The 18,827-nt window shown below is 74.3% G+C and carries 18 protein-coding genes; 10 read left to right on the top strand and 8 right to left on the bottom strand.

Annotated features, from left to right (window positions below; genetic code table 11):
* Positions 1-10 precede the first annotated feature (10 nt).
* A complete protein-coding gene (locus tag ACFVS6_RS21475) occupies positions 11-1,030 on the top strand; it encodes a MerR family transcriptional regulator (protein ID WP_389705908.1) in 1,020 nt (339 codons plus the stop codon).
* Here the strand turns inward: ACFVS6_RS21475 and ACFVS6_RS21470 are convergent.
* Together ACFVS6_RS21470 and ACFVS6_RS21465 are read right to left on the bottom strand one after the other, a co-directional pair.
* A complete protein-coding gene (locus ACFVS6_RS21470; RefSeq protein ID WP_389705906.1) occupies positions 954-1,643 on the bottom strand; it encodes an RNA polymerase sigma factor in 690 nt (229 codons plus the stop codon). The genes ACFVS6_RS21475 and ACFVS6_RS21470 overlap by 77 nt on opposite strands.
* Positions 1,644-1,725: 82 nt before the next feature.
* Entirely contained in the window at positions 1,726-2,448 is a 723-nt protein-coding gene (locus tag ACFVS6_RS21465) for a YoaK family protein (RefSeq protein WP_389705904.1), read from the bottom strand.
* A gap of 67 nt (positions 2,449-2,515) precedes the next feature.
* Between ACFVS6_RS21465 and ACFVS6_RS21460 the strand changes: the two genes are divergently transcribed.
* A complete protein-coding gene (locus tag ACFVS6_RS21460) occupies positions 2,516-3,109 on the top strand; it encodes a histidine phosphatase family protein (RefSeq protein WP_389705903.1) in 594 nt (197 codons plus the stop codon).
* 32 nt (positions 3,110-3,141) lie between these two features.
* Here ACFVS6_RS21460 and ACFVS6_RS21455 read toward each other — a convergent pair whose 3' ends face one another.
* A complete protein-coding gene (locus tag ACFVS6_RS21455) occupies positions 3,142-4,602 on the bottom strand; it encodes a PLP-dependent aminotransferase family protein (protein WP_389705901.1) in 1,461 nt (486 codons plus the stop codon).
* 46 nt (positions 4,603-4,648) lie between these two features.
* Between ACFVS6_RS21455 and ACFVS6_RS21450 the strand changes: the two genes are divergently transcribed.
* The 4 genes from ACFVS6_RS21450 to ACFVS6_RS21435 all read left to right on the top strand — a co-directional run bounded on the left by ACFVS6_RS21450 (position 4,649) and on the right by ACFVS6_RS21435 (position 8,664).
* Complete coding sequence (locus tag ACFVS6_RS21450) at positions 4,649-5,101, top strand: carboxymuconolactone decarboxylase family protein (protein ID WP_389705900.1); 453 nt, start codon at positions 4,649-4,651, stop codon at positions 5,099-5,101.
* 75 nt (positions 5,102-5,176) lie between these two features.
* On the top strand, positions 5,177-6,703 hold the full coding sequence (locus ACFVS6_RS21445) for an APC family permease (RefSeq protein ID WP_389705898.1): 1,527 nt from the start codon (positions 5,177-5,179) through the stop codon (positions 6,701-6,703).
* Between the two features lie 99 nt (positions 6,704-6,802).
* Positions 6,803-7,225, top strand: coding sequence for a universal stress protein (locus tag ACFVS6_RS21440; protein WP_389705896.1), 423 nt, complete (start codon positions 6,803-6,805; stop codon positions 7,223-7,225).
* Positions 7,225-8,664, top strand: a complete 1,440-nt coding sequence (locus ACFVS6_RS21435) for an MFS transporter (protein WP_389705894.1) — start codon at positions 7,225-7,227, stop codon at positions 8,662-8,664. Before ACFVS6_RS21440 ends, ACFVS6_RS21435 begins: the two co-directional genes overlap by 1 nt.
* Here the strand turns inward: ACFVS6_RS21435 and ACFVS6_RS21430 are convergent.
* The gene (locus ACFVS6_RS21430) at positions 8,630-9,379 is read right to left on the bottom strand and encodes a hypothetical protein (RefSeq protein ID WP_389705893.1); all 750 of its coding nucleotides are present in this window, start codon (positions 9,377-9,379) and stop codon (positions 8,630-8,632) included. The genes ACFVS6_RS21435 and ACFVS6_RS21430 overlap by 35 nt on opposite strands.
* Positions 9,380-9,583: 204 nt before the next feature.
* Complete coding sequence (locus tag ACFVS6_RS21425; protein ID WP_389705891.1) at positions 9,584-11,212, bottom strand: FAD-dependent monooxygenase; 1,629 nt, start codon at positions 11,210-11,212, stop codon at positions 9,584-9,586.
* Positions 11,213-11,537: 325 nt separating this feature from the next.
* On the opposite strand from ACFVS6_RS21425, the gene ACFVS6_RS21420 reads away from it, so the two are divergent.
* Positions 11,538-13,031: an FUSC family protein gene (locus ACFVS6_RS21420; protein WP_389706008.1), complete on the top strand. Its 1,494-nt coding sequence runs from the start codon at positions 11,538-11,540 to the stop codon at positions 13,029-13,031.
* Positions 13,032-13,043: 12 nt separating this feature from the next.
* Here ACFVS6_RS21420 and ACFVS6_RS21415 read toward each other — a convergent pair whose 3' ends face one another.
* A complete protein-coding gene (locus tag ACFVS6_RS21415; protein WP_389705890.1) occupies positions 13,044-13,550 on the bottom strand; it encodes a hypothetical protein in 507 nt (168 codons plus the stop codon).
* A 153-nt stretch (positions 13,551-13,703) separates the two neighbouring features.
* On the opposite strand from ACFVS6_RS21415, the gene ACFVS6_RS21410 reads away from it, so the two are divergent.
* The 3 genes from ACFVS6_RS21410 (at position 13,704) to ACFVS6_RS21400 (ending at position 17,025) form a co-directional block, all read left to right on the top strand.
* Positions 13,704-14,519 (top strand): hypothetical protein, encoded by an 816-nt coding sequence (locus tag ACFVS6_RS21410; protein WP_389705888.1) that lies wholly within the window; start codon positions 13,704-13,706, stop codon positions 14,517-14,519.
* A gap of 244 nt (positions 14,520-14,763) precedes the next feature.
* The gene (locus ACFVS6_RS21405) at positions 14,764-15,903 is read left to right on the top strand and encodes a nitric oxide synthase oxygenase (protein WP_389705887.1); all 1,140 of its coding nucleotides are present in this window, start codon (positions 14,764-14,766) and stop codon (positions 15,901-15,903) included.
* Between the two features lie 54 nt (positions 15,904-15,957).
* Positions 15,958-17,025: a lactonase family protein gene (locus ACFVS6_RS21400; RefSeq protein WP_389705886.1), complete on the top strand. Its 1,068-nt coding sequence runs from the start codon at positions 15,958-15,960 to the stop codon at positions 17,023-17,025.
* An 81-nt stretch (positions 17,026-17,106) separates the two neighbouring features.
* Here the strand turns inward: ACFVS6_RS21400 and ACFVS6_RS21395 are convergent, their stop codons facing one another.
* The gene (locus tag ACFVS6_RS21395) at positions 17,107-18,036 is read right to left on the bottom strand and encodes a sirohydrochlorin chelatase (protein WP_389705884.1); all 930 of its coding nucleotides are present in this window, start codon (positions 18,034-18,036) and stop codon (positions 17,107-17,109) included.
* Between the two features lie 97 nt (positions 18,037-18,133).
* Positions 18,134-18,820, bottom strand: coding sequence for a uracil-DNA glycosylase (locus ACFVS6_RS21390; RefSeq protein WP_389705882.1), 687 nt, complete (start codon positions 18,818-18,820; stop codon positions 18,134-18,136).
* Positions 18,821-18,827 lie beyond the last annotated feature (7 nt).

The raw sequence follows: 18,827 nt of genomic DNA, 5'->3' as shown, positions 1-18,827 counted from the left end.
TCGTGAGCCGGTGGACCCCCTGCCGTCGCCCCCGGGCCCCCCGCGGGACCTCCCCGCCGCGGCACTCAGCACCGGCGCCGTCGCCCGGCGCCTCGGGGTCTCCCCGACCACGCTCCGCTCCTGGGAGCGCCGCTACGCCATCGGTCCCGCCCGGCGGGAGGACGGTCGCCACCGTCGCTGGACCCCCGAGGACATCGCCCGCCTCGACCTGATGTGCCGCCTCACCGCGCGGGGCGTGCCCCCGTCCGAGGCGGCCCGGGCCGCGCTCGGCGGAGCCCCCGACGCCTCCGCCGGGACCCCGAGGGCGGCCGCCAACCCGGGCGGGCGCGGCGCCCTCCCCCTCGGGGAGGTGCGGCCGGAGGGCAGGGGGCTCGCGCGGGCCGCCGTACGGCTCGACGCGCCGGCCGTGGCCGAACTGCTGGACGCCGCCCTCGCGGAGCACGGCCTCGTCACCGCCTGGGAGGACATCATCGCCCCGACCCTGCACGCCGTCGGCCGCAAGTGGGCCTCGGCGGGGGAGCGTTACATCGAGGTCGAGCACCTGCTGTCCTGGCACGTCTCCGCCGCGCTGCACCGGATCCGGCCCGCCCCCGGCCGGCCGGGGGCCGCCCCGGTGCTACTCGCGTGCACCCCCGGCGAACTGCACAGCCTGCCGATCGAGGCGCTCGCCGCCGCCCTCGGCGAACGGGGCGTGCCGGTGCGGATGTTCGGCGCGGCCCTGCCCGCCGAGGCCCTGCACGACGCGGTGCGGCGCACGGGCCCCCGCGCCGCCGTGCTCTGGGCCCAGTCCCGGACCACCGCCGACCGGAGCCTGGCCCAATCGGTGGCCGGCATCGAATGGGGGCTGCGCGGCGCCCGCGGTCGATCGACGCTGCTCCTGGCGGGACCGGGTTGGGCGGGCACGCCCACCCCGCGCGGCGAGCGCCTGTTCGGGCTGCGGTCGGGCCTGGACGTCATCTCGGCGCTGGCAGCGGGCCCGGCTCCAGCGACCGGCGCAGCAGGTGCAGAGCCCGCCGCATGTGACTCTTGACGGTCCCCAGCGGAAGCCCGGTGCGGGCGGCGATCTGGGTCTGGCTCAGGTCGGCGTAGAAGGCGAGGCACAGCACGCGCCGCTGCGCCGAGGGCAGCCGGGCCAGCTCGCTCAGGATCAGGACCCGGTCCAGTACCTGCTCGGGCTCGGGCCGGCCGGGGTCGCCGGGGCAGGGTGCCAGCTCGTGGACGGTGACCGTGGCGGCCTCCACCGCCCGGGCCCGCCGGGTCCGCGCCTCCAGAGCGTCGGCGATCTTGTGGCGGGTGATGCCGGTGAGCCAGGCCCCGAGGCCGCCGGGCCCGGGACGGTAGCCGCCCCGCCCGCGCCAGGCGGCGAGGAAGACCTGCTGGGTCACGTCCTCCGCCTCGCGCTCGTCACCGAGCGAACGCCGCGCGAGGGAGTGCACCAGCGGCCGCCAGCGCCGGTACACCTCCTCCATGGAGCGCTCGTCGCCCGCCGCGAATCCGACGGCGACGGCGGCAGCGGGATCCGCGGGCCGCTCCGCGGCCCCGTCCTTAGCCCCGGCCGGAGCCAGGGTGGCGAGGGACCCGGCGGGGCCGTCGATCCGGGTGCCGTCGCGCCGGCCGGGGTCCTTCGGGTCGTGGTCGTCCATGCCCCGAGCCTCGCCAACCCGGCCTGCTCGACCAACTTGCATCGTTTCCGCATCGAATCCCGTGCCGGGCCGCCGAAAGGGCCTACCGCTTGCCGCCCGTATGCAGCGAGGGCCGTGCCAGGTACACCGCGGCCACCACGAACACCACCGCGGCGGCGGGCAGCAGCAACCAGTTCACGGTGCACCCGGCCCGCAACAGCAGGGCGCCCGTCAGCCCGCCCGTGAACATCGAGGCCACCGCCCAGGCCCGCCGCGCCCACGACCCGGTGCCGTACCCGAGGGCCATGTCGTGGCCGAGGGCGGAGCCGGCGAGGAGGGCCGTCATCGACCGGGTGACCAGGGTGGTCGGCACCCCGGGGACGTTGACCCGCATGCTCGTCACCGTGCGCAGCCCCATGGCGACCGCCAGGACGGCGGTGGTGGTGAGGTGCCGGGCGTCCGGATGCCCGTACTGCGACTCCAGCCCCCAGCCGATGCCCGCGGCGGCCAGGATCAGCGTGCCCTCGACGGCGAGCCCGGTGACCAACCAGCGCTGCCCCCGGACGTCCATGGCCGCCTCCAGCCGCGCCCCGCACACCGCGCCGACCGCGAAGCACACCAGCGACAGCGCCGACGCCAGGGCCGGCAGGTTCCCCTCGTGGGCCAGCCCGAACGCGAGGAACAGCACGTTGCCGGTCTGCATCGCGGTGAAGGCCGGACCCAGGGCCAGCAGACTGGCCGCCTCGATCATGCCGGTCACCCAGGTCAGGACCATCATCATGACGATCAGCGGAGCCGGTCGGACCGGTTGCACACCCGTGTTCATGACTGCCGAGGGTGACACGCCGCCCCCGGGACGACCGTCACCGACATGCGGCCGTAAGGTCCGGCACATGAGTGATCTGCTACTGGTGAGGCACGGGGAGACGGCCTGGAGCGCCGACGGACGGCACACCGGGCTGACGGACGTACCGCTGACGGCGCGCGGGGTCGAGGAGGCCATCTCGCTGGCCCCCCTCTTCCTCGGCAGCAAACCGGCGCTGGTCCTGACCAGCCCGCTGAGCCGCGCCGTGGCCACCGCCCAGCTCGCCGGGCTCAGCGACGGCGTCCCCGAGCCGGACCTCCACGAATGGGACTACGGCGGCTACGAGGGCATCACGACCGTCGAGATCCAGCGCACCCGACCCCACTGGTCGCTGTGGACCGACGGCGTCCCGGCGGGCGACGCCCACCACCCGGGCGAGAGCGCGGCCCAGGTCGGCGCCCGCGCGGACCGGGTGCTGGCGCGCGCCGCCAAGGTCCTGCGCGAGGAACGGGGCGACGTCGTGCTGGTGGCCCACGGACACTTCCTGCGCGTCCTGACCGCCCGCTACCTCGGGCTGCCCCCGACGGACGGACGGCTCTTCCTGCTGCGCACGGGCACGGTCAGCACCCTGTCCACGGAACACGGACTGCCGGTCGTCGCGGGCTGGAACACCCGGGCCTGACGCCCCCGCCGCGGGCCGGGCCCGGGAACCGGTCAGTGCGCCTCGCGCGCCGCCGGTTCCGGCAGCGCCAGCAGCAGTGCGTCCACGGCCGCCGGGAAGGCGTGCTCGGGCGGGGTGCCGTAACCGAGCACCAGCCCGTCGCGCGACGGCATGGCGCTGTCGGGATGCCGGTACGCCCGCAGCCCGTCCAGGGCCAGGCCCTGCCGGCGGGCCGCGCGCAGGGCCGCCTCCTCGGTGTCCGGCGGCAGTTCCAGTACGGCGTGCAGCCCGGCGGCGATCCCGCCGACCCGCACGTGCGGGGCCTCGGCCGCGAGGCGGGCCGCGAGCAGGTCGCGGCGCCGCCGGTAGACCTGCCGCATCCGGCGCAGGTGTCGGTCGTAGGCGCCCGAGGCGATGAACTCGGCCAGGACGAGCTGGTCCGTCACCCCCGACCACATCTCGCGGGGTCCCTTGGCGGCCAGCACCTCGTCCACGAGCCGTCCGGGCAGCACCATCCAGCCCAGGCGCAGCGCGGGCGACAGGCTCTTGCTGGCCGAGCCGATGTAGACGACCCGCTCGGGGTCGAGGCCCTGGACGGACCCGACCGGCTGGCGGTCGTAGCGGAACTCCCCGTCGTAGTCGTCCTCGACGACCAGCCCGCCGGTCGCCCGGGCCCAGTCCACGACCTCCGCCCGCCGTGCGGGATGCAGCGGGCCCCCGGTCGGGAACTGGTGGGCGGGGGTGAGCAGGACGGCCTCCGCGCCGGTCCCGGGCAGTTCGCCGACAAGGGCGCCGCCGGCGTCCACGGTGAGCGGGAGCGTCGTCAGGCCCGCCTGCGCCAGTACGTCCCGGTGGAACGGGAGACCGTACGACTCGACGGCCACGGGCCCGGTCAGCACCCGGCCCAGCAGTTCCAGCCCGTGCGCGAACCCCGAGCAGACCACGATCCGTTCGGGGGTGGTCCGCACCCCCCGCACCCGCGCGAGGTACTCGGTGAGCGTGCGGCGCAGTTCCGGCCGGCCGCGCGGATCGCCGACCCCGAACGCGTCGTGCGGTGCGACGGCGAGCGCCCGCCGGGCGGCGCCGAGCCAAGCCGTACGGGGGAACGCGGACGCGTCGGGGGAGCTGGGCAGCAGGTCGTGGACGGTGCGCGGGCGGGACGGCCGGGCCGGACCGCCCGCCCCGTCCGGCCGCAGCGGGGCGGCCCGCCGGGCCACCCGGGTGCCGGAACCCTGACGAGCGGCCAGCCAGCCCTCCTCGACGAGTTCGGCGTAGGCGCCGGCGACGGTGTTGCGGGCGATGCCCAGATCGGCGGCCAGGGCCCGGTACGGCGGCAGCCCGGTGCCGGGCGCGAGCCGGCCCGAACGGATGGCCTCGCGCAGGGCGTTCATCAGCCGCACCCGCACGCTGCCCCCGCCGCTCAGTTCGAGGTGCAGGTCACTGCCGGCTCCCGGCCCCGTCGCAGCGGCGGCGCCCGCCGGGTCCTCCGGGGAATTGACCCAAGAACTCTGCATGGAAATGAACCCTACCGGGGGCCGATTCCCCTTCTAGGTTCATCACATGACAACTTTTCAGGTTCCCGAGCGCATGAACTTCACCGCCGTCGCCCCGAAGGTCTTCAAGGCCGTCCTGGCACTCGACTCCGCCGCCCGCCGGGGGCTGGACCCGGTCCTGCTGGAGCTCGTCCAGATCCGCGCCTCGCAGATCAACCGCTGCGCCTACTGCATCGACTACCACACCACCGACGCCCGCAAGGGCGGCGAGTCGGAGGCGCGCATCTACGCCCTCAGCGCCTGGCACGAGTCGAGCCTGTTCACCGTCGCCGAGCGGGCCGCGCTCGCCCTGACCGAGGAGATCACCCTCCTTCCCGGGGGCGTCTCCGACGCCGTCTACGAGGAGGCCGCCCGGCACTTCGACGAGGAACTGCTCGCCCAGCTGATCGCCCTGATCTGCACCGTGAACGTCTGGAACCGGATGAACGTCACCACCCGCAAGACCCCCGGAACCGAGTAGTACGCCGGCCCGCGCGCCCCGCACCCGGCCCCGGCCCGCCTCGCGCGCCGGGGCCGGGTGCGTGACGATGCGTGTATGGGTGATGGTGACGCCGGACCGGGCGGGGCGATCCGGGACTCCGGTCCCGACGAGAGACTGAAGGCCAACGCGATCGGGTTCCTCGACGCGCTCGTCATCGGCCTGAACTCCACCTCGCCCGCCTACTCGCTCGCGGCCGTCATCGGCCCGATCGTGGCGCTGGCGGGAATCTACGCGCCGGGCGTCATGCTGGCGTCCTTCGTCCCGATGCTGCTGATCGCCGCCGCCTTCTACTACCTCAACAAGGTCGACCAGGACTGCGGGACCACCTTCTCCTGGGTGACCCGGGCCATGGGCCCCTGGGCGGGCTGGCTCGGCGGCTGGGCCATCGCCATGACCGGCGTCCTCGTCATCGGTTCGCTCGCCGACGTGGCCGTGCACTTCGGGCTGCTGGCCGCCGGACTCGACGGCTGGGCCGCGAACGAGTTCATCCGCCAGTCCCTCGCCGTCCTGGTGATCCTGGTGATGACCGCGATCTGCGTGATCGGCACCGAGATGTCCGCCAAGCTGCAGAACGTGCTGATCCTCGCCCAGGTCTTCTTCCTCCTGGTCTTCGCGGTCGTCGCGCTCTACCGCGTCTACGCCGGCACCAGCACCCTCGACGGCACCAGACCCTCCCTCGCCTGGCTCAACCCGTTCGGAGCGGGCGGCGCCGCCCTGACCGGCGGCCTGCTGCTCGGCGTCTTCATCTACTGGGGCTGGGAATCCGCCGTCAACCTGACGGAGGAGGTGGAGGACTCCGCGACCGCACCGGGCAAGGCGGGCATCTGGTCGACCGTGGTGCTGCTGGTCACCTACCTGTCCGTCGGCTTCGCCGTCGTCGGCTACGCGGGCACGCGGTTCCTCGCGGAGAACGCCGGCGAGGAGGAGGCCGTCTTCGCCGTCCTCGCCCACGAGGTGCTCGGCGGCTGGGACTGGCTGGTGCTCCTCGCCGTGTGCACCTCCGCGCTCGCCTCCACCCAGACCACGATCATTCCCGCCTCCCGCACCGCGCTGTCCATGGCCCGCCGGCACGCGCTGCCGCACCGGCTCGCCCACATCCACCACCGCTTCCGCACCCCGGACATCAGCACCTGGTGGGTGGCGGGCATCGCCATCGGCTGGTACATCATCGTCAACCGGATCAGCGAGAACGCGCTCCTGGACTCGCTGACCGCCCTCTCCCTGCTCATCGCCTTCTACTACGCCCTCACGGGCCTGGCCTGCGCCATCTACTACCGCCGTCACCTGCTGGAGAACCTGCACAACTTCCTGCTCATCGGTCTCGGCCCGGTCGTCGGCGCCGGACTGCTGGCCTGGCTGCTGGTGGAATCCATCGGTGACATGTCCAACCCGGAGAACTCCGCCGGCGGAGTGTCCTGGTTCGGCCTCGGGCCGCCCCTGGTCATCGGGATCGCCATCGCCGTCGTCGGCGTCCTCGTCATGTGCTTCTGGCGGCTGCGGGACGGCACGTTCTGGCTGGAGCGGCGCGGAGTGGCCGACCCCGCCCTCGTCCACGCGGGCAAGCAGGACGCCCCGAAATAGCCCGGCGGCGATCCGCGAAGCGGCCCGCCCGGCCGCACGGAACGCGCCCCACCGCACCGCACCCCGCGGCCCCCGTACGGAAGGCAGGAGGGACCCCCGATGTCCGTGGTCCTCGGATACGACGAGTCGCCCGGTGCGGAACGGGCCCTCCAGGTCGCCCTGGAAGTCGCCACCGCCTTCGGCGAGCCCCTGGTCCTCGTCCACGGCGCGAACGCCCCCGGCGCGACCGGCGAGGAGTACCGCGCCCACCGGGAAGCCGTTCGCCAGGCCGGCCGCAGCGCCCTCGCCCGGGCCGTCGCCGCCGCCGACGAGGCGGGCGTCCCCTCGACCGTGGAGATCGTCGACGACAAGCCGGCGCAGGCCCTGCTCGCGGCCGCCGAACGTCACCGGGCGCGGGTCATCATCGTCGGGAGCTGGGGCGACAGCCCCATGCGGGGCGCCCTCCTGGGCTCCACCCCGCACAAGCTCCTGCACCTCTCGCCGATCCCGGTGCTGTGCGTCCCGACGGAGGGACTGCCCTGATGACCACCCGCGCGGGAGCCGACCCGCGGCGCGGCCTGTTCTCACCCCGGGACCGCTCCGTGATCGCCGCGGCGTCCATCTCCATGCTGCTGGTGCAGATGGACTGGTTCGCCCTGAACCTCATGCTCCCCGCCATCGGCAGGGACTTCCACACCCCCTCCACCAACCTCCAATGGCTGGTCAGCGGCTACATGCTCACCCTGGGCGCCCTGATGATCACCGGCGGTCGGGCCGCCGACCTGCTCGGCCGCCGTCGCGTGCTGGTCGCCGGCCTGACCGGCTTCGCGGTCGTCTCCGTCGTGTGCGCCGCCGCCCAGAACACCGCCTGGCTCACCGCCGCCCGCGCGGTCCAGGGCTGCACCGCCGCGCTCGTCCTGCCCGTGTCCGTCGCCGTGGTCACCTCCTACTTCCGCGACGACCGACAGGGCCGCGCCGTGGGCACCGTCCTCGCCTTCAGCGCCGTCGGCACCGCCCTCGGCCCGTTCGTCGGCGGCGTCTTCGCCGAACACCTCAGCTGGCGCGCCGTGTTCCTGCTGAACGTGCCGTTCGCCGCGGCCGCCGCCCTGCTCCTGCTGCGCCACGTCCCCGAGACCCGCGACGAGGCCGCCGGCCACGGGCTGGACGTCCCGGGCGTGCTCACCCTTGCGGGCGGCCTCAGCGCGGTCATGATCGGGGTCGACCAGGGCGGGAACTGGGGCTGGGCCGCCCCGCCGACCCTGGCCTTCCTCGCCGCGGGGGCCGCCCTGTTGGCGGTGTTCGCCGTCGTCGAGCGGCGCTCGCGCGAACCCCTGCTGGACCTGGCCCTCCTGCGCAACGGGCCCTTCGTCACCGTGACCCTCGCAGGATCCCTGTCCAACATCGTGTACTGCCTGGTCGCCGTCTTCTCGGCGCTCTACCTCCAGCAGGCGCGCGGGCTCTCACCGCTCGACTCCGGACTGATCTTCCTGGCCCTGTCCGTCGGGGCCGGCGGCGCCAGCTACTGGTCGGGACACCTCGCCCTGCGCGTGCGCCCCGAGACGTTGATGGCCGGCGGCATGCTGCTCAGCGGGGTCAGCCTGTTCGTCCTGACCCAGGTCACCTCGCTCGTCGCCTACACCGCCGTCTTCGCCATCGTCGGGATCGGCGTGGGCCTCGGCTGGGCCCTGACGAACGTGGCCACCCAGTCCTACGTCGAGGCCGGTCGCCTCGCCGCGGCGTCCGGCCTCGTCCTCACCTCGCTGGTGCTGCTCGGGGCGGTCGCCGTCGCCGTGGCCTCCACCGTGCTGGAGGCCCTCAGCGGGTCCGCCGCCGGCGCCGCCTCGGACGGACCCGCCATCGAGTCCGTCCTGCGCGCGGCGGCCCTGTTGGCCGTGCTCGGCGCCGCCGCGCTGGCCGTCGTCGTGCGCCGAAACCCCCGCGACGGGGCTACCCCCGGGAGAACTTCTCCCACTGTGCTGTGACGATCTCCCGCGGCACGCCGCCGAAGTCCCTCGTGTCGACGATGTCCGAGGAGAACGACAGCGTCACCGGCCCGGACCGCACCACGGTCAGGTACTGGTACAGGGAGATGCCCTTGTCCCTCACGTCCTGCGTCACGATCCGGTACGCCAGGGCCTCGTCGCCGATCGCGGGCGCCGCGACCGGCTCCACCCGCAGCACCTTCGCGTCGATCACCACGCGTTCCTCCGTGTAGCCGCCGGCACACCGCTTCCCGGCCTCGGCGAGCGACCTCAGGGTCGCGCCGGCGGCGCCGGCGTCCCGGTAGGACCTCAGGAGGATCTTCGTGTCGACCTCCAACGGCTTGCCGGGCAGGCCCACGCTCGCGTACGCCTGGGCCGTGTGGCCCGCCGCGCCGAGCGTGGTCAACGGCAGGCACACCGCCGGTTCGGCCTCGTAGATCTCGCTGAACGGCTCGTCGAGCGACGGCTCGTCGACCTGGTACGGACCCGCCTTCGCGCCCGCCGCCAGGATGAGGGTCTTCAGCGCGGCGGCGTCCGGTCCCGGCGGACCGACCGGGGAGGCCGCGGCGGAACTCGCGCCCGGGCTCGGGGGCGCCGGCGTGCCGGTGGGGGAGGCCGCCGCGGAATGCCCGCCGTCGCCCGCGGGCGCCGTGGGTCCGCCCCCGCAGCCCGCCGTGCCCGCCAGCAACGCCGCGCCCGCCGCCCAGGCGGCCACCGCCCGTGCTCCCCGGCCGGTCCGAGCGCCGCCTCTTCGACCGTTCCCCGTTCCGCGCATGCTGCCGCCGCCCCCTTGATCGTGTGTGAGATCCCCGATTGTGCGGCACGGTCACGGCCGGTCCGCCGGCGGTACCCGTTCCGCCGGCGCCGTTCGACCGGGGGACGTCGCGCCACCGCTCCGGCCCTTCCGGTCCGCCCCCGGTCAGTCCCGGAAGATCCCGGCCAGGTACGCGGCCACTCCCTCGGCCGTCGGCGGCTCGATCCGGGCCCCGAGGTAACCGTCGGGGCGCACCACGAACGCCGCCGGCTCGCGGACCCCGTAGAGCCGGCCGAACTCGCCCCGCCCGTCCCGGTACACGGGAAGGGCGGCGGCCCCGGCGGGCGCGGTCCCGCCCTCGGTGAGGACCGCGTACGCCGCAAGCCGTCCCCGGGGCAGCCCGTCGATCAGCTCGGCGAGCTCGGGGACGCGGGGGTCCTGCGCGTCGTCGGCGTACAGCAGGAGCACGTGCTCGCGCTCCCGCAGCAGGTCGAACAGCCGCAGGGGTTGGGTGGCGACCTCCCCGAGGAGCCCGCCGCAGTCGGGCGCCCGGTCACCGGCCCGCAGCCCGCCGCCGTCCGCCGGGGCGGGTCCGGCGAGCGGGCCGCCGCGATAGCCGACGAGGAGCTGGGCCTCCCGCATCATCAGCGTCGCGGGGTCCTCCGGGTCGGACTGCACGCCCTCGGCGGCGTGCCGGACGGTACGCCCGACGACCTCCTCGCCGACCGGCCGTCGCTCGCCGTCGTAGCTGGCCGTCAGCGCGGGGTGGGCGCGGCCCTCGACGGCCGCGGCGAGCTTCCACACCAGGTTCCACGCGTCCTGGATGCCGGTGTTCATGCCCTGCGCGCCGGTCGGCGGATGGATGTGCGCGGCGTCCCCGGCGACGAACACCCGCCCCTCGCCGTACCGGTCGACGATCCGGTGGCTGATCCGGAACACCGAGGACCAGCGCATGTTCGTGGCGGTCACCGGCCGCGGTGACAACCGGTCCAGGACCGCCTGGATGTGGTGGAGCTCGGGGGCGCGACCGCCCCCCAGCCCGTGCGCCACCCCGTCCCCGCCCTGCGGCGCGGCCCCGGCGGCGAGCTCGGGCGGCACGACCATGGACATGCGGTACCGGCCCGGCCCGGGCAGCGGGATGCACACCAGCACGTCGTCGACGCGGCCCGCCGCGTCATGGTGCATCGACCGCACCCCGTACCCGTACGGCAGGTCCCAGCCGACCTCCACGTCCGCGAGCATGTACTCCTCGGGGAAGGCGCCGCCCTCGAAGGACAGCCCCAACCCCTTGCGGACCGTGCTGTGCGCCCCGTCACAACCCACCAGGTACCGGACGCGCAGTTCCTCCTCGCCGTCCGGCCCGGCCAGTCGGGCCGTCACCCCCTCGGCGTCCTGCGTGAAGGACACCAGCTCGGTCTGCCGCTCGATCCGGGTCCCGAAGCGCGCCAGGTGCTCCTCCAGGATCCGCTCCGTCTCGTACTGCGGGAGCGCCGCGAAGCCGTAGGGCACCTCGGGCGGCAGGAACAGGTCGACGCGCTCCCGCTCCTCCCCGTCGACCCAGATCAGCTGACCCCGCATCGGGACGGCCACGTCGAGCACGTTGCGCACCATTCCCATCCGGTCCCAGACCTCGAGGGTGCGCGGCTGGACGCCCACGGCCTTCGCGTACGGCAGCCGCGCCGGCAGCCGGTCGACGATCCGGCAGGACACCCCGCGTCTGCGCAGTTCCGCCGCGGCGGTGAGTCCCACCGGGCCCGCGCCCACGACCAGTACGTCCGTACCGTGAGGGTTCATCCCTCCATGGTCTGCGGAGGCGCTCGCTCCGGCCACCGCAGCGACGACCGGGCCGACGGGGGTCCGATGGTCCCTCCCCGGCCGAAGATCACGGCTCCGAACCGGGCCAATGGCCCACAGATCACGGCCTCACTTGAGCCATTGCCCCTCCGGGTGGTTATCTGTGGGGTATCCATGTACTTACGGCGCCACGCAGCGCCGGACGGCAACGAGGCCGATCCGGACCGTGGCGCCTTCGCCGTGCCTCCACGCAGCCCACCACCCCCGGGCCGCGGGCGACCGGCGTGCTCCATCGCAAGGGGGGCGGCACACCGCCGTGAAGAGGATGTTCGTGGCTCCGGATCCGGGGCGTACCAGACTCAGGAACTCGACCCGCGCCGTCGTCGGCGTGGCGCTCGCCGTCACCGTGGCCGAACTGGCCGGCCTCTCCCTGACCGCCTCCATCACGGGCGGGCTCGCGGCCCTGCTCGCCCTGTTCACCGTCCTCGACGCGAACGTGCGCGCCCAGCGCGTGACCACCGCCCTGCTGCCGGTGGCCGGCTTCCCGGTGCTGGCGCTCGCCACCACCCTCCACGGCGTACCGGCCGCCCGCGACGCGGCCTTCCTGGCCGTCGTCTTCGCCGGGGTGTACGCCCGTCGCTGGGGGCCCCGCGGTCACGCCCTCGGCATCTTCGGCTTCATGATGTTCTTCGTCACCCAGTTCCTGCACGCCGTACCCGCGCAGCTGCCCGAACTGTTCGCCGCCGTCTCGTTGGCGCTGCTCTCCGCGGGCGCCGTGCGGTTCCTGCTGTGGCCCATCGAACGCCGCACCCCGCCCGCCGCCGCCCCGCCCGGACTGCCCGGCACCGGCCTGGCCCGCCCCACCACACGGCAGGCCTTCCAGGCCACCGCCGCCTGTGCCTTCGCCCTCGCCATCGGCCAGGTGCTGTCCGAGGACCGCTGGTACTGGGCCGTCGGCACCGCCTGGTGGATCTTCGTCAACACCGCCTCGCGCGGTGAGACCCTCGTCCGCGGATTCCGGCGGGTGCTCGGCACCGTGATCGGCATCGCCGCCGGACTGCTGATCGCCGTACCCCTGCACGGCGCGCCCGCGCCCACCGCGGCCCTCGTCGCCGTCTGCGTCTTCGGCATCTTCTACACGGCCGCGCCCTCGTACTCCTGGATGATGTTCTTCGTCACCGTGATGGCCGGACTCCTCTACGGGCTGCTCGGCGTGCTGCACCCCGGCCTGCTGCTCCTGCGCTTCGAGGAGACCGCCGTCGGAGCCCTCGGAGCGGCCCTGGCCGTCGTCCTCATCCTCCCGGTGACCACCCACGGCGCCAACGACGCCTGGATCCAGCGCGCCCTGCACTGCGTACGGGCCGCCACCGGAGCGGCCCTGGACCGCCTCGCCGGGGACCCGGCCGCAGACCCCGCCCCGCACGCCGCCGAACTGGAGCTGCTGCTCGCCCGCGTACGGATGGCGCTCGCCCCGCTCGTCCACCCGCTGAGCCCGCTGCGCGCCCGCAAGGCCCGGGCCCGGCAGGTCCTCTCCCTGCTCGACGACTGCGCCCGCGAGGTGCGCGGCCTCGTGGTGGTCGCCGCCGACCCCCAGGCCTCCCACGACGCCCGGTTGGCCACCGCCTGCTGGCGGGTCGAGGCGGCCGTCGAAGCGCTCACCGCCCCGTCGGGCCCCGCGGGCCCGGCCCGCCCCGCCGAGCCGGCGCGACCCGCCGCGGCCGAACCCGCCCTGGCCCACCTGCACGGGCTGGAGCAGGCCCTGACGGCCCTGGCCACCCCGCTGCGCACCGATCCGCGGGCCCCGCTGGTCACCGCGTAGCCGCCGGCGCCCTCAGGGGCCGGCCGAGGGGGACGCCGGGCCGGTCGACTCCGTGCCCGGCAGCTTCTTCGAGGTGCCCCCGTCGCACTGGAGACCGACGGAGACCGAGGTCGTCGGCTCGCCGGCGACCGGGGCGATCGACGCGGCGTGCGCGGTCCAGTTGGCCTTGCGGAGGCTGCGCCCCCCGGGCAGTGCGGCCGGAACGGTCCGCCACCCCCGCGCCTTCGCCTTCTCGAACGCGTCCTGCACGCCGGCGTCGGCGGTGTCCGTCGGGTGCTCGGCGGACAGGTACTCGTGGCACTCGATCACGATGTATTCCTGGGGCATCCGCCGCACCTGGATCCCGGCCTCGGCCAGGGCGGACGTCAGGTCGGCGACCGCCGCGTCCGCGGTCATCGGAGGGCCCGAGTACCTCTCCTCCAGGGGGCCGAGGTCCGCGAGCGGGTTCACACAGCCGCTCACCGTCGTCATCGACACCACCGCCAAGGCCACGGCGACCGCTGTCCGTCCCACCCGCATGTGCCACTTCCTCCCCGAGTACCGCAGAAGTCTCGCACGACAAGATCACGACCGGCCGCGCCCGGGCGCCCTGCGGGACGCCGCCGTCTCGCGCACCCGCGGGGCCGGGGCCAGGCTGGTAGGGGGCGCTCGGACGCGGACGGAGGACGGCCGGTGGACACGGGAGCGAGCGAACCGGCCCGGGAGGCGGCCGGTGGATTCCTGGACAACCCGGTGGTCGGGATGTCCCCCTGGATCGTCTTCTCGCTCCTGGTGGGTCCCGGCCGCTTCGAGATCGCGGTGGCGCTCGCCCTCGGCGTCGCCCTCGTGCTGGTGATCGGCGGTCGGATCGTCAACCGGGGCAGCTCCTGGAAACTCCTGGAACTGGCCGACGTGATCTTCTTCGCGGTCCTCTCGGTCGTCGGTCTCATGGCGGACGACGGCACCCGCCGCTGGTTGGAGACCTACGCCGGTGAGGTCTCCAACATCGCACTCGTTGTCGTCGCCTTCGGCTCGATGGCGCTGCGGAACCCCTTCACCCTCCAGTACGCCCGCGAACAGGTCGACCGGGCGCACTGGGACTCCCCGGAGTTCCTGCGCGCCAACTACGTGATCACCGGTGTGTGGGGTTTGGCATTCCTGGTGTCCGCGCTCGCCGGCGCCTACGGCGACCTGGTGCTGCGCAACCCGAACAACCTCTGGACGGGCTGGATCATCCAGATCGCCGCCATCGTCGCGGCGGTCCGCTTCACGGTCTGGTACCCGAAGGTGGTGCGCGCCCGCGCCCGGGGAACCGAGCGCGGCCCGCTGTCCCCGGCCGCCCTGCTGGTGCCGGTCGCCGGGGTGCTCGTACCGGCCGGCATCGCCGTGCTGATCTTCGACGGCGACCTGTGGTGGTTGGGCGTGGCCCTGATCGTCGTCGGCAGCACCCTCACGCGGGCCCTGCACCGGAGGGCCTCCGACGCTCCCGCCGGTGACGTTCCGGCCTGAGGCGACGGCGGACCTCCCTGTCCCGGGAGCCGGCCCGGGGGCGACCTCGACTCCCGGGTCCGGCCGGATGATACGCCCGTACGGTTCGCCTCCGCAGGCGCACGCCCGAAGATCACTCGGAGGTGTGTTCCAGGTCTTCCCGGGGCCCTTCGTTGACCTGCCGCGTGTACAAACAGTGAGGGTTGATGCGCGTTCGTCCGGCACGTACACAGTGGCTCTGGTCGCACAGGGGGTAACCGCCCGGATGGAAATACTGCAGCGGCGGTCGAGCACCGCCCAGGTGTGGGAGGAAGCGGAGGAGTTCATCCGGCTCTTCCACCGGGAGAATCCTCAGGCCGGTGATCCGCGCCTGCGGCTCGCGGCGGTACGGGCCGAGCTCGCGGAGACCGGCACCTACCGGCACACCCCGGAAGAACTGGTCCACGGGGCCCGCGTGGCCTGGCGCAACAGCAACCGCTGCATAGGCAGGCTCTACTGGAACTCGCTGCGGGTGCGCGACCGGCGGGGGTTGACCGAATCCAAGGAGATAGCCGACGAGTGCTTCGAGCACCTCCGGGAGGCGACCAACCGGGGCCGGGTCCGGCCCACCATCACGGTCTTCGCCCCGGACGCCCCCGACCGGCCGGGCCCGTTGATCTGGAGCGAGCAACTGGTGCGGTACGCCGGGTACGGCGACCACCCGTCCGTCACCGTGGGCGACGCCCGCAACGGCCCCCTCACGGAAGTCCTGTTGGGGCTCGGCTGGGCCGGCGGCCCGGGCACCCCCTTCGACCTGTTGCCGCTGGTGGTCCAGGGCGTCGACGACAAGCCCCGCTGGTTCGACACCCCCGCGGACGCCGTGCTGGAGGTGCCGATCCGCCACCCCGACGAACACGACGACTGGTCCGACTGGGGACTGCGCTGGCACGCCGTACCGGCCATCTCCAACATGTGCCTGGAGATCGGCGGCATCCACTACCCGGCGGCCCCCTTCAACGGCTGGTACATGGGCACCGAGATCGGTGCCCGCAACCTCGCCGACACCGACCGGTACAACCTGCTGCCCGCCGTCGCCCGCCGACTCGGCCTGGACACCTCCACCGACCGCTCGCTCTGGAAGGACCGGGCCCTGGTGGAACTCAACCGGGCGGTACTGGACTCCTTCGACCGGGCCGGGGTCACCATCGCCGACCACCACTCCGAGTCCCGACGGTTCCTCTCCCACCTCGAACGCGAGGAGCGCAAGGGGCGGGACGTGGGGGCCGACTGGTCCTGGATCGTTCCGCCGATCTCCGGCTCGGCCACCCCGGTGTTCCACCGCACGTTCGAGGACCGGCCCAGCACCACGGCCTACGTACACCACTCCGGCGCGCACGACCGGGCCAGAGGACGGGACTTGGTCTAGACCTTCTGTTACCGTCGGCTCCGAACGGATCCGGAACGGCGGAGAGGGGCACCGGTGAACGGCGCGGACAGTACGGACCACGGCGGCGGGCACCGGGCCTACATCGGCTCGTTCACCTCGGGGGGCGGCCGCGGCATCACCGTCGCAGCCGTGGATCCGTCGACCGGAGCGCTGACCCCGCTCTCGGTCACCAGGTCCCTCCCGGACCCCTCGTACCTGACGGTATCCCGGTCCACCGGCACCGTGTACGCGGTGAGCGAGGCCGAGCAGGGCGCGGCGGGCGCCTTCCGCCCCACCGCCGAAGGGCTCGTCCCGGCGGGGCCCGCGGTCCGCGTGGGCGGCTCCGGTCCCACCCACCTCGGCCTGGCGGGAGGCCGCCTGCTCACCGCCAACTACACCTCCGGCAGCGTCAGCAGCCTTCCCGTGGCCGCCGACGGCGGGCTTTCCGGACCGGCATCGGTCCTCACGCACCGCGGTGCGGGGCCGGACGGCGATCGGCAGGAGGCCCCGCACGCGCACCAGGTACTGCCCGACCCGTCCGGTCGCTGGGTGCTGAGCGTGGACCTCGGCACCGACTCGGTACGGGTCTGCGCCCTCGACGCGGCCACCGGAGCGCTCCGCGTGCACTCCGAGACGCGGCTGCGCGCCGGGAGCGGGCCGCGACACCTCGTCTTCCACCCGACCGAACCGGTGGTCCACGTCCTGCACGAGCTGGAGCCGCAGCTGACCGTCTGCCGCTGGAACGCGGAGTCCGGGCAACTGGAACCGGTCTCCGAGGTGTCGGTCGCCTCCAGAAGCGCCTCAGGGGCGGCACGGGCCCATCCGTCCGCGGTCGTCGCCTCGCCGGACGGACGCTTCCTGTGGGCGGCGGTGCGGGGCGCGGACGCCATCGTCACGTTCTCGCTGGCCGGCGGCGCGGAGAAGCCGCAGCTCACGGGCACCGTCGGATGCGGTGGCAGCTGGCCGCGCGATCTCGCCGCCGACCCTTCGGGGCGTCGCCTGTACGCGGCCAACGAGCGGTCCGGGGACGTCACCTGGTTCGACGTCGACCCGCTGAGCGGGCAGCCCCGCCGGGCCGGCTCGGTCGCGGTCCCGGCCGCCACCTGCGTGGCCTTCGGCTGACGCCCCCGCCCGGTGTTCCCGGGCGCGCGCGAAGGGCCCGCCCCGGCATCCCGGGTGCGGGCCCTTCGCGCGTTACGGGTCCTACTGGGAGACGGCGCCCAGGGTGATCCCGAGCGCGGCGCTGTACTGGGCGACGGCGAGCTTGCCGAGCGCCGGGTAGGCGCCGAGCACCTCGGCGGCGGCGCAGTCCGCCTCCTTGCAGGCCGAGTCGAGCAGGCCCTCGGCCGCCTCGGGGCCGATCAGGTAGGGGGCCAGCGCGAGCTGCGCCGAACCGGAACCGCGCAGCTCGGCGGCCACGGACGCCACCGAACCCTCCTGGTCCAGGGCCGCGGCCATGACGGGCACCGCGAGTCGGGCGGCCAGCAGCATCCCGGTGATCCCGGCGGCCTGGACGGCCTCCTCGCCGCCGGTGGTCGCCAGGATGATGCCGTCGGCGGCGGTGGCCACGGTGAACAGGCGCGCCCGGTCGGCGCGGGCGAGTCCGGCCTCGGAGAGGCGCACGTGCAGGCCCTCGGCGAGCAGCGGGTGCGGACCGAGCACGTCGGCCAGCTCGGCGGCGGCGGCCGAGTCCATCAGCGCCTGGCGCACCCGGCGCAGCAGACCGCCGTCGGGGCCGGCCAGCAGGGGCACGACCACGGCGTCCGGGCCGGTCGGCGCGGGCACCTCGTGCCCGGCCGCGCGGGCGAACTCGGCGCGCGCGGCGCGCTCGTGCGCGACGGCGGTCAGTACGCCGGACAGCGAGGGGAACTCGGCGCCCGCGGCGTCCTCGCCGTCGGTGCCCTCCAGGTAACCGATCCGGGCGTCCAGGCCGGGCAGCTCGGAGCGGCCGATGCTGATGATCTCTTCCGCGAGGCCCCGCGAGGCGGCCGAGGGGGCACCGGGCACGGCGAGCACCAGCGCGGGTGCGCCCTCGGGCGCCACCGCGGGCTCGGGCCGGCGGTGCCGTCCGGTCTGGCGGGGTCGCGGCATTCGTACGGGCAGGCCATTTGCGGGCCCAGTGGGGGAGCTCATGGCGCCGCATGCTACTGGTTTATCGGAACGGGGTGTTCGGGCAGGGCCCGGGCGGGCGGCATCTGTCCGTATTTATCCGTTGAATGTCATATAAGGTTCAACTGACTGAGGGCAAGCGCCAGTCGACGGGCTGTGCTCCCTGACGGACCAGCAGGTCGTTGGTCCTGCTGAAGGGCCGCGAGCCGAAGAACCCGTTGGTCGCGGACATGGGGGAGGGGTGGACGGACTCCACCGCCGGCAGCTCGCCCAGCAGCGGCCGCAGGTTGCGGGCGTCGCGCCCCCACAGCACCGACACCAGGGGCTTGCCGCGGGCCGCGAGGGCCCGGATCGCCTGCTCCGTGACCGCCTCCCAGCCCTTCCCGCGGTGCCCGCCGGTCTTGCGCGGGGCCGTGGTGAGGGCGCGGTTCAGCAGGAGCACGCCCTGCCGGGTCCACGGCGTCAGGTCGCCGTTGACCGGGCGGGGCATGCCGAGGTCCGTGTGCAGCTCCCGGAAGATGTTGTCCAGGCTGGGCGGCACCGGCTGGACGTCGGGCGCCACCGAGAAGGACAGGCCCATCGCGTGCCCCGGGGTGGGGTACGGGTCCTGTCCGACGATGAGCACCCTGACCTCGTCGAAGGGCTGCTGGAACGCGCGCAGCACGTTCGCCCCGGACGGGAGGTAGGTTCTGCCCGCCGCGATCTCGGCGCGCAGGAAGTCGCCCATCGCGGCGATCTGCGCCGCCACCGGCTCCAGAGCCCGGGCCCAGCCCGGCTCGACGATCTCGTTCAAAGGTCTCGCTGCCACGGTTGAT

It is taken from the genome of Streptomyces sp. NPDC057939 (assembly GCF_042887545.1).
Classification (GTDB): domain Bacteria; phylum Actinomycetota; class Actinomycetes; order Streptomycetales; family Streptomycetaceae; genus Streptomyces.
The sequence above is the reverse complement of the archived record's forward strand: the minus strand, read 5'-3'. Positions and strand labels throughout refer to the sequence as shown.

Excerpts from the sequence above, each read along its gene's own strand:
- ACFVS6_RS21470 (WP_389705906.1), bottom strand. The coding sequence starts at position 1,643 with ATGGACGACCACGACCCGAAGGACCCCGGCCGGCGCGACGGCACCCGG.
- ACFVS6_RS21465 (WP_389705904.1), bottom strand. The coding sequence starts at position 2,448 with ATGAACACGGGTGTGCAACCGGTCCGACCGGCTCCGCTGATCGTCATG.
- ACFVS6_RS21460 (WP_389705903.1), top strand. The coding sequence starts at position 2,516 with ATGAGTGATCTGCTACTGGTGAGGCACGGGGAGACGGCCTGGAGCGCC.
- ACFVS6_RS21455 (WP_389705901.1), bottom strand. The coding sequence starts at position 4,602 with ATGCAGAGTTCTTGGGTCAATTCCCCGGAGGACCCGGCGGGCGCCGCC.
- ACFVS6_RS21450 (WP_389705900.1), top strand. The coding sequence starts at position 4,649 with ATGACAACTTTTCAGGTTCCCGAGCGCATGAACTTCACCGCCGTCGCC.
- ACFVS6_RS21445 (WP_389705898.1), top strand. The coding sequence starts at position 5,177 with ATGGGTGATGGTGACGCCGGACCGGGCGGGGCGATCCGGGACTCCGGT.
- ACFVS6_RS21440 (WP_389705896.1), top strand. The coding sequence starts at position 6,803 with ATGTCCGTGGTCCTCGGATACGACGAGTCGCCCGGTGCGGAACGGGCC.
- ACFVS6_RS21435 (WP_389705894.1), top strand. The coding sequence starts at position 7,225 with ATGACCACCCGCGCGGGAGCCGACCCGCGGCGCGGCCTGTTCTCACCC.
- ACFVS6_RS21425 (WP_389705891.1), bottom strand. The coding sequence starts at position 11,212 with ATGAACCCTCACGGTACGGACGTACTGGTCGTGGGCGCGGGCCCGGTG.
- ACFVS6_RS21420 (WP_389706008.1), top strand. The coding sequence starts at position 11,538 with ATGTTCGTGGCTCCGGATCCGGGGCGTACCAGACTCAGGAACTCGACC.
- ACFVS6_RS21415 (WP_389705890.1), bottom strand. The coding sequence starts at position 13,550 with ATGCGGGTGGGACGGACAGCGGTCGCCGTGGCCTTGGCGGTGGTGTCG.
- ACFVS6_RS21405 (WP_389705887.1), top strand. The coding sequence starts at position 14,764 with ATGGAAATACTGCAGCGGCGGTCGAGCACCGCCCAGGTGTGGGAGGAA.
- ACFVS6_RS21395 (WP_389705884.1), bottom strand. The coding sequence starts at position 18,036 with ATGAGCTCCCCCACTGGGCCCGCAAATGGCCTGCCCGTACGAATGCCG.